Here is a 16323-nt window from a genome sequence, read left to right as displayed (position 1 = left end):
TGGATGGAAGAGCGACGCGCGTATCCGTATTCAAACCGATAAGAGCCTTATTGGAACTGAATGGACGGCCACCTTCAATGGCGAGGCGATTGAGGCAACCCACGACATTTCCGAACCCTACGCGGTGCCTTATCCGTCCATGCTTGCCAAGCCCGAAGAGCTTCGCGCTTGGACGATCCCCGCGAAACGGCTGCGCGAAGGCAAAAACAGCCTCGAAGTCACGCAGAGGTCCGGAGGCGTATGCTCGGTTTTGTTTGTCGATCTCGCCATTGGTCAGCAGCCTTGACCAGCAAGGCTGGCGTGGTTGGTTCGTCTCCAACTAACCAACCTCATGAAGACTTTTCTGTTCGCCTCTGCCCTTTTGTCGTCATTTGCCGCTGCGGCGGTGGTGGAATCCGATGTGTGTGTCTATGGCGGCACGTCCGGTGGTGTGGCGGCGGCGGTGCAGGCGGCACGGATGGGGAAGTCGGCGGTCATCGCCGAACCGGGAAAGCACCTCGGCGGAATGACGAGCGGCGGCCTCAGTGCAGTGGACATTGGAGATCCCCGTTCAGTGGGCGGCATTGCGCGTGAGTATTTCACGAAACTGGCGGCGACGGTGGGCGTGACGCTGGCGTGGGACAAGGCGTTTGAAAGCAAGGGCGGTGGTCCTGCCACGGGCGGCGCGTATGCGATCGAGCCGCACAAGGCGGAGGAGGTTTTTACGACGATGGCACGTGAGGCGGGAGTGAAGGTGCATTTCAACGCACGACTGGCTTCGACGAAGATGGAAGGAGCACGCATTACCGAGTTCGTCACGGAAGATGGCACCGTGTTTCGCGCGAAGATGTTCATCGACTGCACCTACGAGGGCGATTTGATGGCGAAGGCGGGTGTGAGCTACACGCTGATGCGCGAGGGCAATGCGAAGTATGGAGAGACCTACAACGGCATTCATTACACGGACAAATACCTGCCGCGCACGACTCACCTCAAGCCGGGACCGACGGGACGCGTGCCGGGTGGTCAGGGTGTGTGGGATCGTGATTTCCCGCTCGATCCGTATGTCGTGAAGGGTGATCCGAAGAGTGGCCTGCTGCCGTTGATCAACGAAGGCGACCCGGGCACACAGGGCGAGCCGGCGCCGGGCGTGCAGGCCTACTGCTATCGGCTGTGTCTCACGACGAATCCGGCGAACATGATCCCGATCACGCCGCCGTCGGACTACGATTCGAAACGCTATGAAATCGTCGCACGATTCATCGAGGCCTGCCTCGCCATCGGCGATGACATGGACCTGCGCTGGTTCTCGAAGCATGATGCGTTGCCGAACGACAAGTGGGACTTCAACACGGCGACCTTCGGCGGCAATCTGCCCGGCGCTTCGTGGGCCTGGCCGGAGGCAGGCTACGCGCAGCGCGAGAAGATCGCCAAAGAGCACGAGAATTACCATCGCGGTCTGCTGCACTTCCTCGCTACTGATACGTGTGTGCCGGAAAAGGTGCGCAAGGACATGCAGCGTTTTGGTTTGCCGAAGGACGAGTTCACCGACAACGGCGGCTGGCCGCATCAGATCTACGTGCGCGAGGCGCGGCGCATGGTGAGCGATTTCGTCATGACGGAGCATCACACCTTTGGCCGGCAGGTTGCGGAAAAATCCGTCAGTCTCGGCAGCTACGGTACGGATACGCACGAGATCCGCCGCATCGTGAAGAACGGCGTCGTCGCACGTGAAGGCAAAACGGCCACGGGACGCGACGGCGCACCGCCGTATGCCATCGGCTACGACGCGATCGTGCCGAAGAAGAGCGAGTGCGAGAATCTGCTCGTCACCTTTGCCCTCAGCGCCAGCCACACGGCCTTCAGCAGCATTCGCATGGAACCGGTCTTCATGTGCACGAGCCAAAGTGCGGCGACGGCCGCCGTGCAGGCGATTGAGGACGGCGTTTCGGTGCAGGATGTGGATTACGCGAAGCTCAAGCCGCGATTGGAGAAAGACGGTCAGGTGTTGGAGTGGAAGACAGCGACTGCTCCCGGGAAAAAAGCCACGCACTGATGCGACAAAACCTCTTGCCGCTGCGGGGTTGGCGGGAATGTATGTCGCCAAGATGGAACGCGAAAATTTGCCGCTAGAGCGCCGCTTGCGGCAGGAAATCTTGTTTGCCCGCGAGCGGGTGTATCGCTTCGGGCAGCCGACGCCAATGGAGCGTCTCTTTTTGCCGGGCAACGACCCTGCGCCGGAGATCTGGGTGAAGCGCGAGGACCTCTCTCCCGTGAAGTGCTACAAATGGCGCGGAGCCTGCAATGCGATAACGCAGCTCACACTGGAACAGCGGACGAATGGCGTGGTGACGGCCTCTGCGGGCAATCACGCGCAAGGCGTGGCACTGGCGGCGAAGACACTCGGAATTCAGGCACGCATCTACATGCCGCGCTCCACGCCGAAGGTGAAGCAAAACGCAGTGTTGCATCATGGCGGTGAGTTAGTGCGCATCGTGTTGTCCGGCGACAGCTATGACGAGGCGGTGCTGGCCGCCCGCGAGGACGAGCGAAGCAGTGGTGCTTTTTATGTGCATGCGTATGATGATCTCAAAGTCATGGGCGGTCAGGGCACGCTGGCGGATGAGGTCGTGCTCTCTGGTCATGGGCCGTTTGATGCCGCTTTCCTACAGATTGGCGGCGGTGGCATGGCGTCGGCCGTTTCATGCTGGCTGAAGACTTACTGGCCTGAGATCGAGACTGTGGGTGTCGAAGGCATCGGACAGGCGTCGATGAAGGCCGCGCTGGAAGCGGGCAAACCGGTCGAACTGCATGACCTCGATATTTTTTGTGACGGTACGGCGGTGCGCAAAGCGGGTGAACTGCCTTTCAACGTCTGTCGTGAGTTGATCGATCGCGTTGTCACCATCACGAATGCGGAGGTCAGCGCGGCCATCCGCATGCTGTGGGAGACGTTGCGCTGCATCTCCGAGCCTTCCGGTGCCATGGGACTGGCGGCGGTGCTGAAGGATCGCGCGGCGCTGGCCGGCAAGAAGGTGCTGGTGGTCATCACTGGCGCGAATATCGACTTCCTTCAGCTTGGGCTCATCGCCCAGTCGGCGGGTTCGATGAACGATGCGTCGCGCACGCTGCGAGTGCACATTCCTGAGCGGACCGGGGCCACGCTCGCCCTGTTGGACTCGTGCTTTGAGGGAATGAACATCGCCGACTTCCAATACGGCCTGAATTCCCCTGACCATGCGTGTCCCGTCTTCACGGTGACGGCTGAAAATGCGGATAAACTGGCCGAGTTGCCCGCACGATTGGAGGCAGGTGGATATCAATGGGAAGATCTCACGGGAGCCGTGGATGTGACCTTTCGCGCCATCTCGTTGCGCGGGGATCTGTTGTCGCATCCGGTCTTTCTGCGTCTGGATTTCTACGAGCGTTCCGGGGCCTTGCATGATTTCCTCTCCCGGCTCATTCGAGATCGCGCCAGCCTTTGCTACTTTAACTACCGTCAATCGGGCGAGCGCATTGGCCGCGCATTGATCGGTCTCGATTTCCAGAGCGTCGGTGCCCGCGCCGCCTTCCTTCAGGATCTTCCTGAGCACGGGGAAGGGTATCGTTCTTGCAGACCGGTGGACGAGGCAACCATGGCGCGCATGACGGCTTGAGTGATCCGATGCGAAAAGCGGTCATGGGCTTCGTTTCCATGCGGCCATGCGTCTCTTCTGCCTTTCCTTGTTCCTGCTGATCACGTCCTTCGCTTCGGCGAAAGCGCCCAACATCATCTACATCCTCGCCGACGACCTCGGCTACGGCGATCTGGCGTGCTACGGCGGGAAGGTGATCCGGACGCCGCGCATTGATCGCATGCGTGCGGAGGGCTTGAAGCTCACGCAGCATTACTCCGGCTCCTGCATGTGCGCGCCCACGCGGTCATCACTGCTTACCGGATTTCACACCGGACACGGGCGCATCCGCAACAACGGCTCGCATCTTCGCCCGCCGGGCAAAGGCCAGCCGACCTTGCTGCCAGACGATGTGACGATGGCGGAGGTTTTGAAGCAAGCAGGCTACGCCACGGGAGTGATCGGCAAGTGGGGCTGCGGTGAAGAAGGTTCGACCGGCGTGCCGAACGAGCAGGGATTTGATCATTGGTTCGGCTATCTCAATCAAAGCAACGCGCATCACTACTACCCGCCCTTTCTCTGGCGGAATCGCGAGAAGGTGCTGTATCCCGACAACCCGGAGAAGCGCACGCACTACAGCCACGATCTGTTCACGCAGGAGGGCATCGAGTTCATCAAGCAGCATCAGAAAGGCGCGCCGTTCTTCCTCTACATGGCCTACACGATCCCGCATGTGGACCTCGATGTTCCGGATGATTCGAAGAAACCCTACATCGGCTCGATTGAAGAAACCGAGCCCTATGGAACGCCGGGCGGCCAGCATTACCGGTATGAACCGCGGCCGCATGCGACCTTTGCCGGGATGGTGAGCCGTCTGGATCGCGATGTGGGACGAATGCTCGACCTGCTGGGTGAACTCGGCATCGCGAAGGACACACTGGTCATTTTCTCCAGTGACAACGGCCCCACCTCCGCCGGTGGGGCGGATCCGAAGTTCTTCGATGGCAACGGTCCGCTGCGAGGCATCAAGTTCGAACTCTACGAAGGCGGCATCCGCTGCCCGTTCATCGCGTGGTGGCCAGGAACGATCACGCCGGGCACCGAATCCTCACACATCTCCGCGCACTGGGATATGCTGCCCACGTTTGCCGAACTGGCGGGTGTGAAACCGCCCGCAGGTCTCGACGGCATCTCGATGGCGCCGCTGCTCACCGGTCACGCCGACGAGCAAAAGGTGCACGCGAATCTCTACTGGGAGGCCTACAACAACGGCGGTCAGCAGGCGGTGCGTCGTGGACCGTGGAAGGCCGTGCGCACCGGCATTCTGAAAAATCCGTCGAAGTCGCTGGAGCTCTACAACCTCGACTCCGATCTGGCCGAGACCACCGACGTGTCTGCTCAGTATCCGGAGATCGCCGCCGAAATGCTGCAACTCATGCAGACCAGTCACACACCCAACGAGCACTACGACTGGAAACCGGCGCCGCCGAAGCCGGGCAAAAAGAACGACGAGTAATCCTGTACGGGCCGATGTGGCCGTTGGTCTTCTCTCTTGACCAGATAGCGGCGCGGGGCGTCCATCGTGTATCAATCATGCCCTTCCCAACCTTGCGCACGTTCGTTGCCACGATCCTCTCATTCTCCTGTATCATCGCGGCGGAGCCACTGCCGGTTGTGGACCTTTCACAAGACACGGCGAGACAGGTCGTGATCGCACAAGGCACGGAGGAAGTTTATCAAGGACATCCAACGACGCTGCTGCTGCCGGATGGCAAAACGATCTTCTGCGTCTGGACGCACGGCCATGGCGGCACCTGCGGGCCGATGAAGCGCAGCGATGACGGCGGCAAGACGTGGAGCGATCTGCTGCCGGTGCCGGAGAACTGGCAGTTGGCAAAGAACTGCCCGTCGCTTTACCGGTTGACGGATCCGCAGGGCGTGACGCGCTTGTTCGTCTTCACCAGCAACGGGCCTGATCACAAGATGCAGTTATCGCACTCCGACGATGAGGGAAAAACGTGGTCGCCGATGCACAGCACAGGACTGGAGTGCGTGATGCCGTTTTGCACCATCGCGCCGGTGGACGGGGGCAGACGTTTGATCGGCCTGACGAGCATCCGCCGTCCTGGCGAGACAAAAGATCCTCGCAGCAATATCATCGTGCAGAGCGAGTCCACCGACGGCGGCATGTCTTGGAGCGCGTGGCGTGTGCTGCTCGATCTCGGCGAAATGAAGCCTTGCGAGCCCGCGGTGATCCGCTCGCCCGATGGCAAACAACTGCTCTGCCTCCTGCGTGAGAACATCCGCAGTGCAGGCAGCCACTTCATGACGAGCGATGATGAAGGCCGCACCTGGTCGAAGCATCAAACTCTGCCGCCAGGTCTGTGGGGTGACCGGCACATGCCGCGCTATGCTGCGGATGGACGGCTGGTGGTTTGTTTTCGCGACATGGGCTCGAACAAGACCACGCACGGGCATTTCGTCGCCTGGGTCGGTCGCTACGAGGACATCGTCAGCGGCAGGGAGGGCGAATACAAAATCAAGCTGCTGCACAGCCACAAAGGCAGCGATTGCGGGTATCCGGGTCTCGAGTTGCTGCCGGACGGCACCTTCGTTGCGACGACCTACATCAAGTATCGCCCCGGCGCGGAGCAGAACTCGGTCGTGAGCACGCGATTCACGCTCGCCGAGACCGATCACGCGGAGAAGACAGCGGGCGAGACCGCGGCGCGCAAAGCCGCAGGCATCGTTCTGGATGATGATGCGGCGGAATACACGGGAATCTGGAAGACGAGTGACAAACTTACTCCTCTCGTTGGCGCATCGTATCGGCACGATGATCGTCCGAAGAAGTCGGCCGTCGTGGCGAAGTTCACGCCCGACATTCCAGCAGATGGCAACTACGAGGTGCGCCTGCTTTATATGCATGCCACGAATCGTGCACAGAACGCCACGATCACGATTCGCAGTGCGGATGGTGCGAAAGTTGTGACACAAAACCAGCGCGAAGCCTGTCTGGAGAATGGCATTCCGCGTTCGCTGGGTGCTTTTGCCTTCGCCAAGGGCAAATCGGGAACGATTGAAATCTCCAACCCCGGCGCGGACGGCTACGTCGTTGTCGATGGCCTGCAACTCGTGCCGGAAGCCGAGGCCGTGGCCGAACGCAACATCCTCGCTGACGCGGGTTTTCCGATGAAACCCGCTGCGGCACCCGTGAAGATTCCGCCGCCGATGTTTTTGAAAAGCGCTGCGAAGCCGCAGGACGTCGATGGCAAATCGTATGACCTCGTCGTCATCGGCGGAACGCCGGGCGGCATCGCCTGTGCGGTGCGTGCGGCACGCGAGGGACTCAGCGTGCTGCTGGTGAATCACACGCAGCATCTCGGTGGCTTTGTGACCAGCGGTGCAGGCGGTTGGGAGGCTCCGTATGACGGCTCTCGCTCGCCGATCTATGGCGAGATGATCACGGGCGCGGCGCAGTATTACGCGAAGACTTATGGCGAAGGATCGCCACAGCACATCGCCTCGATGCCGAGCAAGACGAGCCGTGCGCACATTGATCGTCCGAAGATCGAGCCGCGCATTGCGGAGATGCTTTTCAACGAGATGCTCGCCAAGGAGAAGACGCTCACCGTGTTGCTCGGCCACATCGTCACTCAAGCGCAACGCGATGGCGCTTTGATCCAAAGCGTGACGCTCAAGCCGATGCATGGCGAGAAGACGATCATGGTCAGCGGCAAGGTTTTCGCCGATGGCATGTATGAGGGCGATTTGATGGCAGCAGCGGGTGTGAAGACTCAAATCGGCCGCGAATCACGTGCGCAATACGGCGAAAAGCACGCGGGCGTCATCTACACGCAGGAGCGCCACAAGGAGCCAGGTCAGCGCGGCTTTCCGAAGGCCGCCGACGAAGGCACGCTGAACATCCGCTACAACAGCCACGCCACCGCCGACATCGTCGAAGGGCCGCAGAGTGGCGCGGCGGATGGCAGCGTGATGGCCTACAACTACCGCCTCATTCTCACGCGCGATCCAGCGAACCGGATCATGGTCGAGAAGCCCGCGAACTTCGATCTCGCCATCGCCAAATCGGCCACAGGCAGTGGTTTCGTGCCGAATCTTCCAAATAAGAAAGTCGCGTGGAACGGCGGACGCCTCATCGGCCCGCAGAATGAGTATCCCGGTGCCGATTGGCCAACGCGCGAAGCGATTTCAAAGCGCTATCTCGAAGCCATGCTCATGCACCTCTGGTGGGTGCAAAACGATCCCGAGGCGCCGGAGAAGGATCGCAAGCAGTTCGCCGGCTATGGACTCCCGGCGGATGAGTTCCCCGACAACGGTCACGCGCCGTATGAAATCTACGTTCGCGAGGCGCGACGTCTCGTTGGCCGCTACGTTTTCAAAGAGCAGGACAACGTCATCGCCGAGGGCATCGACCGCACACCCATTCACGCCGACAGCATCGCCATGACCGACTGGCCGGTCGATTCCGTCGCCTGCCTGCCGCGCAAGGCACCCGGCGGCAACACCGACGGCATCCTCTTCCTCGGCGAAGAATCCCGCCCTGCGCAGGTGCCTTATCGATCGATCCTCGCGAACGAATTCGAAAACCTCCTCGTCCCGGTCGCCATCAGCGCCTCGCACGTCGGCTGGGGCAGCATCCGCCTCGAACCTGTCTGGATGCAACTCGGCGAAGGCGCTGGTTTCGCCGCCGCATTGGCCGTGAAAGCCCAAACAACACCCGCGAAGCTCGATCCCGATGTGTTGATCCGTAAGCTCGCTGCGAGCCGCGTGATGATCTCCTTCTTCAACGACGTGGATGTTGCTGGGAATGATCCGCGAGTGACTGCGGCGCAGTATTTTGGCACGAAGGGCTTTTTTGCGAGCTACGATGCCAAACTCGACGAACCGCTCACCGAGGCGGTGAAGGCTGCGTGGGAGAAAGGCTTTGCTGACCTCAAAAACGACACGCTGAATACCATGGAACTCGCTAAGGCCGCTTACGACGCGGAGGCAAAGAACTCACCCGTCACGGGAGAAAAACGTGGAACAGAGCTGCTCAGCCTCTGGAACACGTTGAACTCAAAGTAAGCCATGAAGCGACTTCTCACTCTTGCCATCTCTCTCGCTGCTTTAACACAGACCGCGCCGTTGCTCTCGCAGGAAGTTGCACGCGAACGTCCGCCTGCACCTGTTTTGAAGAAGGGGGAAAAGCAGCTCTTTGTGGACAGCGTCAGGATTCGCAGCAAGCAGGGAATCACGCGTGTCATTCACCCGGCGAAGAAACTCGAGCGCCCCGTGCTCACGGCTGAAATGCCCTGGGAAGTGAGGTCGGAGGACGGCATCATCGACAAGCGGGTGAACATTTACGGAACGGTGCTGCGCGATAAAAAAACGGGCTTCTTCAGAATGTGGTATGCCGATCCGGGCAGCGTTCTTTACGCCACCTCCAGCGACGGCATTCACTGGGATCGCCCTGTTTTGAATGTGATGGGCGCGACCAATGAAACAAATCTGCGTCTGCACAGTCCCAGCATCATCGAGGACAAGTTCGAGACGGACCCGGCGAAGCGCTACAAGGCGGTTGGCAATGCGAGCATGGGAGTGGACGACGCCAGGCTGCAGCGGCTCAAGGACAAGTTTGAGATGGTGGACTGGTATCGGGACAAAACCCAGCGCTTGTATTACGCGGCTCATTCCGCCGATGGCCTGCGTTGGCAGGTGGACCACGAGCCCATCCTGCTCGGCTGCGACACCATCACGCTCTCGCAGGATCCGGTGACGGGCGAATACCTCGCCTTTCACAAACGTCAGGGCGATCCGCGGGTGATCGGCATCCGCCACGTGTTTCTCTCGGTCAGCAAAGACATGAAGCACTGGTCCGAGCCGCATCCTGTGGTGGTCGCTGATGAGGTGGACAACAAAGCCACGCGCAAGCTGAAGGGAGGCACTTATTCAGAATACTACAATCTGTCCGCGTTTCCTTATGCGGGCCAATGGCTGGGCTTTGTGACGCATTTCCGACGCGTCGAGCCACCGTCGGCCTTGTTCGGCAATGACGAGGTGAATGGCCGCAAAAGATCCGCCACCGGCCTCATCGATGTGCAGCTCGTCACCAGCCGGGATGGCCGGCATTGGGACCGCTGCTCGGACCGCAGTCCCGTGATCCCGCTGGGCCCTCATGCCTATGATGCCGGCAGCATTTTTGGCCTGTGCAACGCGCCCGTATTCGTCGGCGACGAGATGTGGATGTATTACACCGCCGTGACGACGCCGCATGGTGGCTTGGCACCGGACAAACAGCAGTCCATCGCTGTGGCCAAGTGGCGGATCGATGGAGTGGCTTCATTGCAGGCCAAGGACAAAGCGGGCATCATCGAAACGCATGAGTTTGTCCCCGAAGGCAGCAAGCTCACGGTCAATGCGGATGTCAAAAGCGGCAGCCTCGCTGTGGAGGTGCTGGATGCAGATGGACAAGTCATCCCAGGCTACGATAAGGAATCCAGCATGATCGAAAAACAGGATGCTGTGAAGTTGGCCGTCCGATGGAAAGACACAGACGCGCTTCCCGCAGGCAAGCCCATCCGTCTCCGCTTTCATCTGCTGAATGGAGATCTGTTCAGCTATTGGATTGATTGACGTTCCATCGAATCCCGAGCCGCCTCATGAAACCGCTTCTTCTCTTCTCCTGCCTGCTTTTCACTCCAGGGTTCATCCATGCGCAGGCGAAGCCGCTCGCGCAGGATTATCGCATCGTGTTTCACAATCCGGATCGCGAGCGCTATGTCGAAGGACCGGGCCTGGTGCGAATGGATGACGGCGCGCTCGTCGCGGTGGTGCCCGTGGTGCCGCGCAACGAGTGGAGCGCGGAGCGGCGGGCCACGCAGAGCCGCACACACATTTTACGCAGCAGCGATGGCGGGCAGAACTGGTCGCAGGTGTCGGAGCTGCCGTATTACTCCGCCGCACCGTGGATTCACAAAGGAGAATTGTTTCTCTTCGCAAACAAAGGCGGCACGAAGGTCCGGAATGATGACTTGTTGCTCTTGAAGAGCAACGATGGCGGCAAGACGTGGTCGGAGGCGGTGACGTTGTTTGAAGGGCACTTCTGGAACTGCCACACGGGCATGGTGCAGAAGGCGGACCGGCTTTACTGGGCCACGGATGATCTCGCGCTCGGCAAGCTGCGCGGACCGCGCATCATTGCGGGTGATTTGACCGGTGATCCGATGAATCCGAAGGCGTGGCGCTTGTCCGAGCCCGTGCCGTTTCCCGGTGTGCCCGATGCGATGACGAATCCGAAGTTCTCCGCGCTGACGAGCCAGTATCTGGAGCCGAATGTCATCGAGGTGCAGGGCAAGCTGCGCGTGATGATGACGGTAAAGCCGAAGCGTCAGTCCACCGCCGGACTCGCCGCTGTGCTCGACTTTGAGGACAAGGGCGGGCCGATCGAGCTGAAGTTCACGCAATATCATCCGATGCCCGGAGGCCAGTTGAAGTTCTGCATCATCTACGATGAGAATTCGAAGCTGTTCTGGGCCACGGCGAACCTCGTCGTGGACAGCCAGGGTGCCTACGACTGGTGGCAGGATGGCGAGAAGCGCGGCAACGTCGCCTTCGCCAGCGGTGTGGGCGGCAATGACCGCCGCTTCCTCATGCTCATGTATGGTCTCGATGGGTTGAACTGGTTCCAGGCCGGCTGCGTGGCGCAGGCGGGCAAGATCTCGCAGTCCTTCATGTATGCACGGCCGGTGATCGACGGCGACGACCTCGCGATCATCGCGCGCAGCAGTATCAACGCGCCAAATCAGCACGATGCCGATCATGCCACGTTTCATCGCGTGAAGAACTTCCGCAGCCTCGCGCTGAAACTCACGCCGGAGCCGGAGGAGTAGCCCATGATGAAATCGCTCCTGTTCCTGCTGCTCGCTACCACCAGCCTATCTGCCGCCGCTGACGGCCTGCTGCTCGATCTCATCGTTCCGCCGCGTGATGGCGATCGTTTTCAGCATGCGGAGTTCTCCTGCTGGATCGCAGAAGCGTCGAAGCCGGTGAAAGCGGTCATCATTCATCAGCATGGCTGCACGAACGCCTCGCCGGACAAGCACCCGCCGATCACGAGTGACTGGCACTGGCGGGCGCTGGCGCGGAAGCATGACGCGGCGTTGCTGGTGCCGATGTATCACGTGGCGAAGAATTGCGATGAGTGGAATGACCCGGACAGTGGTTCGGAGCGTGCGCTTCTTGCGGCGCTAGATGATTTTGCACAGCGCTCGGAGCGGCCCGAGCTGAAAGACGCACGCTGGGTGTTGTGGGGGCATTCCGGCGGTTCGAGTTGGTCATCGCAAATGATTGTGCGGCATCCCGGCCGTGTGCTGGCGGCCTCGTTTCGCGGCGGATGCCACAAGCAGTTCGGTGATCCGGCGTTTCGTGCCCGCTTCGGGCCTGTGGCGCGTGATTTGCCGCTGCTCTTTGTGTGGGGGAAGCGGGAGACGGTGTCAACTTCCAGCCATTTCGTCTCCTGGGAGCCGATGAATGCGATGTTCCGTGAATTGCGCTCTTCGGGTGGGAAAGTCTGCCGCGTGATCGATCCTCGCTCGGAGCACGGCTGCGATGACTCGCGGTTGACGAGTATCTCCTTCTTTGATGCGGTGCTTTCGGGAAAAGCCGAGGCGATGGCTTCGAATGACTCATCCGAATCATGGATGCCGAATGCGGCATTTGCGAAGCTGTGGCGTGAGTTTTCGGAGACGGGAACGCTGCGTCCGATCGAGCCGAAGCTCACCGCGCCCGAGTTGACCGTCACTCGGGATGCCAAAGGTCAGGCGCGACTGACGTGGCGTATCGTGCCCGAGATCTCAGGCGGTCTTCGGGCGCTGCGAGTGTATCGGGATGGGAAGCTGTGGAAAGAGATCGGGCTCAAGCCGGTGGATTATCTGGCGACTTCCCGTGATTCGACGCCCGAGGTTCTGCGTGGCGATGGACTGACCGACGACTCTGCCGAGCTCCACGATTACTCACTTTCCTTTCTCGACGCCGCGGGGAACGAATCGCGGCGGGGCTACCCATAGCTTCGATTGGCAATCGAAGCCGAACGTCCGAACCGATTCGATTGCCAATCGAATCTACCCATCATGAAATCGCTCTTCATCTCCTTACTGCTGCTTCTTGCCTCGTTGGCTCGTGCGGAAACGATCCAGGCCGATCTTTGCATCTACGAAGCCACACCGGGTGGCATCGCGATGGCGGTTCGGGCGGCCCGGGAGGGTTTGAATGTGGTACTGGTGAATCACAATGATCACCTCGGTGGCATCCTCTCCAGCGGGCTCGGCGTGTGGGACACGTTGTGGGAGGGGAAACGGGCGCCGATTTACGATGAGGTCCGGCAGGTGATCTTTGATCACTATCGCACGACCTATGGCGAGGACTCCCGCCAGTATCGCGATGCGCTACCGGGCAAGAGCGGGCACACGAACGGGAAGTTCGAGCCGAAGGTGGCGGAGAAGATTCTCACGGAGCTGGTGGCGAAGGAGAAGCGCATTCGAGTGATCAAGAATCGTGTGCCGTCATCGGTCGAGCGTGCGGGGGCTTTGATTCAGTCGGCGAGCTTCATGAGTCTGTGGGGCAATGTGGAAGCCATCGAGGTGCAGGCGAAGGTCTTCGCCGATTGCAGCTACGAAGGGGATCTCGCGGCGATGGCGAAGGTGCCGTGTCGGCTGGGACGTGAGGCGCGGAGTGAGTTCAATGAGCCTCACGCAGGCGTGATTTACATGTCACCGGTGAAGGCGGCTGAGGCACCGGAATTGGCGCGTTTGGCGGAGCTGCATCACCGGCTCAATTTGCGGAAGTTCAGCGGCTTTCAGCGGATCAAGCAGCCGGAGAGCACGGGCGAGGCGGATGGGAGTGTGCAGGCCTTCAATTACCGCACGATCCTCAGCTCCGATCCGGAGAATCGAATGCCGGTGGAGAAGCCGACGAACTACGATCCTGAGAAGCTGAAGATGCTTGAGCACGGCTCCATTGTATCGCCGATTCCCAATGCGAAGCGTGGATGGAATCGTCCGCAACTCGTCGGCATCCACTCAGCCTACGTCGAGGCCGATTGGACTGAGCGGCAGAAGATCATGGACGCGCATTGGGATGCGACGATGGCGCTGCTGTACTTTTTGCAGAACGATTCGTCGGTGGAGCCAGCGCGGCAGAAATCGTGGCGCGAGTTTGGTCTGGCGAAGGACGAGTTTGGTGACAACGGTCACCGGCCCTACGAGTTCTATGTGCGCGAAGCGCGGCGCATCAAAGGACGCTACGTCTTCACCGAACGTGACGCGACGCTGGCTGAGGGACTTGAACGTGCGCCGGTTCATGAGGACAGCATCGGTGCGACAGAGTGGTATCTCGACACGCACGCCTGCACGCCGCGTCACATTCCCGGCGCGTTGGAAGAGGGGAAGATGATGCTCGATGTCGAGACCTTCCCCGGACAGGTGCCGTATCGGTCGATTCTGCCGGAGGGCGTGGACAATCTGCTCGTGCCGGTGTGCTTGTCCTCGACTCATGTTGCGTGGGGCACGATCCGACTGGAGCCGACATGGATGAACCTGTGCGAATCCGCCGGGCATGCGGCGGTGCTCGCGGTGCAGAATCAAATCGCGCCCGCGCAGATCGATCCAGATCTGCTGCTGCGCAAACTGGCTGCGAGCCATGTGATGCTGAGCTTTTTCAACGACGTGGATGTGTCGTCGGATGATGCGCGTGTCGCTGCGGCACAGTATTTTGCCACCAAGGGTTTCTTTGCCGACTACAATGCACGCTTGGACGAGCCGCTGACGGAAAGCGTTCGTGCTGTGTGGGGGCGCGGATTGAATGCGCTGCGCGATGGAACGCTGAAGCCGATGGAACTCGTCAAAGAGGTGGGTCAGGCGGAACTGGCGGGTTCGAAGCCGATGGAGCGCACGCGCGGCGAAGCTTTGCTGGGCATGTGGAAGGGGCTTTCGTCGGCAAAAGCGGCGCCGAAGTCGCGTGCGAGGCTGAAGGTGCAACCGGTGCGTTCCAGCACGGCCGCGGAGGTGGATGGGAAGAGCTTTGACGTCGTGGTAATCGGCGGCACGCCGGGAGGAATCTCCTGTGCGGTGCGCGCTGCGCGTGAAGGGCTGAGCGTGCTGCTGGTGCAGCACAATCGGCACATCGGCGGCATGCTGACGAACGGGCTGATGCAATGGGATGCGCTCTACGGCGGGCCGCGATCACCGGTCTTTAATGAATACGCGAAGATGATCGGGGACTACTACCGTGAGACTTATGGCGAAGACTCCAAGCAGCATTCGCAGGCACGTTACACGCAGACGCATTACCCGATGAGCCGTTTCGAGCCGTCGGTGGCCGAGCATCTGTTCAACAAGCTCGTTTCAGCGGAGAAGAACGTCACGACGCTACTGTCGCACTATCCGGTGGAGGTGAAACGGGAGGGCGTGTTGCTCAAAGCGATGACATTGCGCGAATACGGAACGACGAAGGACATCACCGTGAACGGCTGCACTTATGTCGATGCCACGTATGAAGGCGATCTCGCCGCGCTGGCGAAGGTGCCGTATCGTGTCGGACGCGAGAGCCGCGAAGAGTTCGGCGAGCCGCATGCGGGCAAGTTGTTCACCAACATCGAGTCGAAGAAGGGACCGAAGGACGTGCTGGAGGGTAAGCTCAACCTGCACACTTACGCGCACGTTCAGGGTAGTATCGATCCGACGAGCCCCTTTACCGCCGACGGTGCGATTCAGGCCTACAATCATCGCTTTTGCCTCAGCAATGAGCTGGGAAACATCCGCCTTCCGGCTCAGCCACCTGGCTACAACCGCGACGAGTATGTGAACTACAATCGCAAGGGCATGGGCGCGGGCGCGATGAACGGCAAGAGCAGTTTCAACAGCGCCATCCTGCCGGGCGAGAACCACGCGTATCCCGAGGCGACGTGGCCGGAGCGCGAGAAGATCGTCGCGCGACACACAAATTTCGCGCTCGGCCTGATGTATTTCCTGCAGAACGACGAATCGGTGTCCGAGGCGAAACGCGCTGATTTTCGGCGCATCGGCCTGCCGCTGGACGAGTTCCCCGACAATCACAACCTGCCCTACGAGATGTATGTCCGTGAGGCGCGACGCATCGTGGGCCGCTACGTCTTCACCGAGCACGACAACATGCCCGCCCCCGGCCAGACACGCCCGCCGGTCCATGCAGACAGCATTGCCTTCACCGACTGGTCGATGGATTCGCACGATTGCAAGACGGATCGTCGTCCCGGCTACGACTATGACGGCAAACTCATCCTCACCGAGGAATCACGCCCCGCGCAGATCCCCTGGCGATGTCTGCTGCCGAAGGACATCGACAACCTGATTGTTCCCGTGTGTCTCAGTGCCACGCATGTCGCCTGGGGGGCGGTGCGTCTCGAACCTGTCTGGATGCAGACGGGTGAGGCAGCGGGTTTTGCCGCAGCGCTTGCCAAGAAGCACCAAACCACTCCCGGGAAGCTCGATCCTGATCTGCTCGTGCGCACTCTGGTGACGAACAGACACTTCGTGACCTTCTTCAACGATCTTGAGGCGGCCGCGGATCATCCCGCCATGCCGGCAGCGCAGTATTTTGGTACGAAGGGTGAGTTTACCGGCTACGACGCCAAGTTGGATGAGGGCGGCGAAAGCTTGCGCCAACGGTTTGAACTCCTGCGTTGAAGGAG

The 16323-nt window shown here is 60.4% G+C and carries 9 protein-coding genes; all 9 read left to right on the top strand.

Annotation, left to right across the window (positions count from 1 at the left end; translation table 11 throughout):
• On the top strand, positions 1-286 hold a 286-nt coding region (locus tag KDL09_RS21185), incomplete at its 5' end, for a hypothetical protein (RefSeq protein ID WP_294389536.1).
• A gap of 45 nt (positions 287-331) precedes the next feature.
• Positions 332-2035: an FAD-dependent oxidoreductase gene (locus KDL09_RS21180; RefSeq protein ID WP_294389533.1), complete on the top strand. Its 1704-nt coding sequence runs from the start codon at positions 332-334 to the stop codon at positions 2033-2035.
• Between the two features lie 52 nt (positions 2036-2087).
• Complete coding sequence (locus KDL09_RS21175; RefSeq protein WP_294389531.1) at positions 2088-3635, top strand: pyridoxal-phosphate dependent enzyme; 1548 nt, start codon at positions 2088-2090, stop codon at positions 3633-3635.
• 46 nt (positions 3636-3681) lie between these two features.
• The gene (locus KDL09_RS21170; RefSeq protein WP_294389528.1) at positions 3682-5109 is read left to right on the top strand and encodes an arylsulfatase; all 1428 of its coding nucleotides are present in this window, start codon (positions 3682-3684) and stop codon (positions 5107-5109) included.
• 92 nt (positions 5110-5201) lie between these two features.
• On the top strand, positions 5202-8684 hold the full coding sequence (locus tag KDL09_RS21165) for an FAD-dependent oxidoreductase (protein ID WP_294389526.1): 3483 nt from the start codon (positions 5202-5204) through the stop codon (positions 8682-8684).
• A gap of 3 nt (positions 8685-8687) precedes the next feature.
• Complete coding sequence (locus KDL09_RS21160; RefSeq protein ID WP_294389524.1) at positions 8688-10232, top strand: hypothetical protein; 1545 nt, start codon at positions 8688-8690, stop codon at positions 10230-10232.
• Positions 10233-10258: 26 nt separating this feature from the next.
• Positions 10259-11488 (top strand): hypothetical protein, encoded by a 1230-nt coding sequence (locus KDL09_RS21155; RefSeq protein WP_294389523.1) that lies wholly within the window; start codon positions 10259-10261, stop codon positions 11486-11488.
• Between the two features lie 3 nt (positions 11489-11491).
• Positions 11492-12664 carry a hypothetical protein gene (locus tag KDL09_RS21150; protein ID WP_294389522.1) on the top strand — a complete coding sequence of 391 codons (1173 nt, stop codon included), beginning with the start codon at positions 11492-11494 and terminating at the stop codon, positions 12662-12664.
• 63 nt (positions 12665-12727) lie between these two features.
• Positions 12728-16318, top strand: a complete 3591-nt coding sequence (locus KDL09_RS21145) for an FAD-dependent oxidoreductase (protein ID WP_294389519.1) — start codon at positions 12728-12730, stop codon at positions 16316-16318.
• Positions 16319-16323: the final 5 nt, after the last annotated feature.

Origin of the sequence: Prosthecobacter sp. (assembly GCF_020439865.1) — a bacterium.
Classification (GTDB): Bacteria; Verrucomicrobiota; Verrucomicrobiia; order Verrucomicrobiales; family Verrucomicrobiaceae; genus Prosthecobacter.
This window is presented reverse-complemented; position numbering and strand designations above follow the sequence as displayed.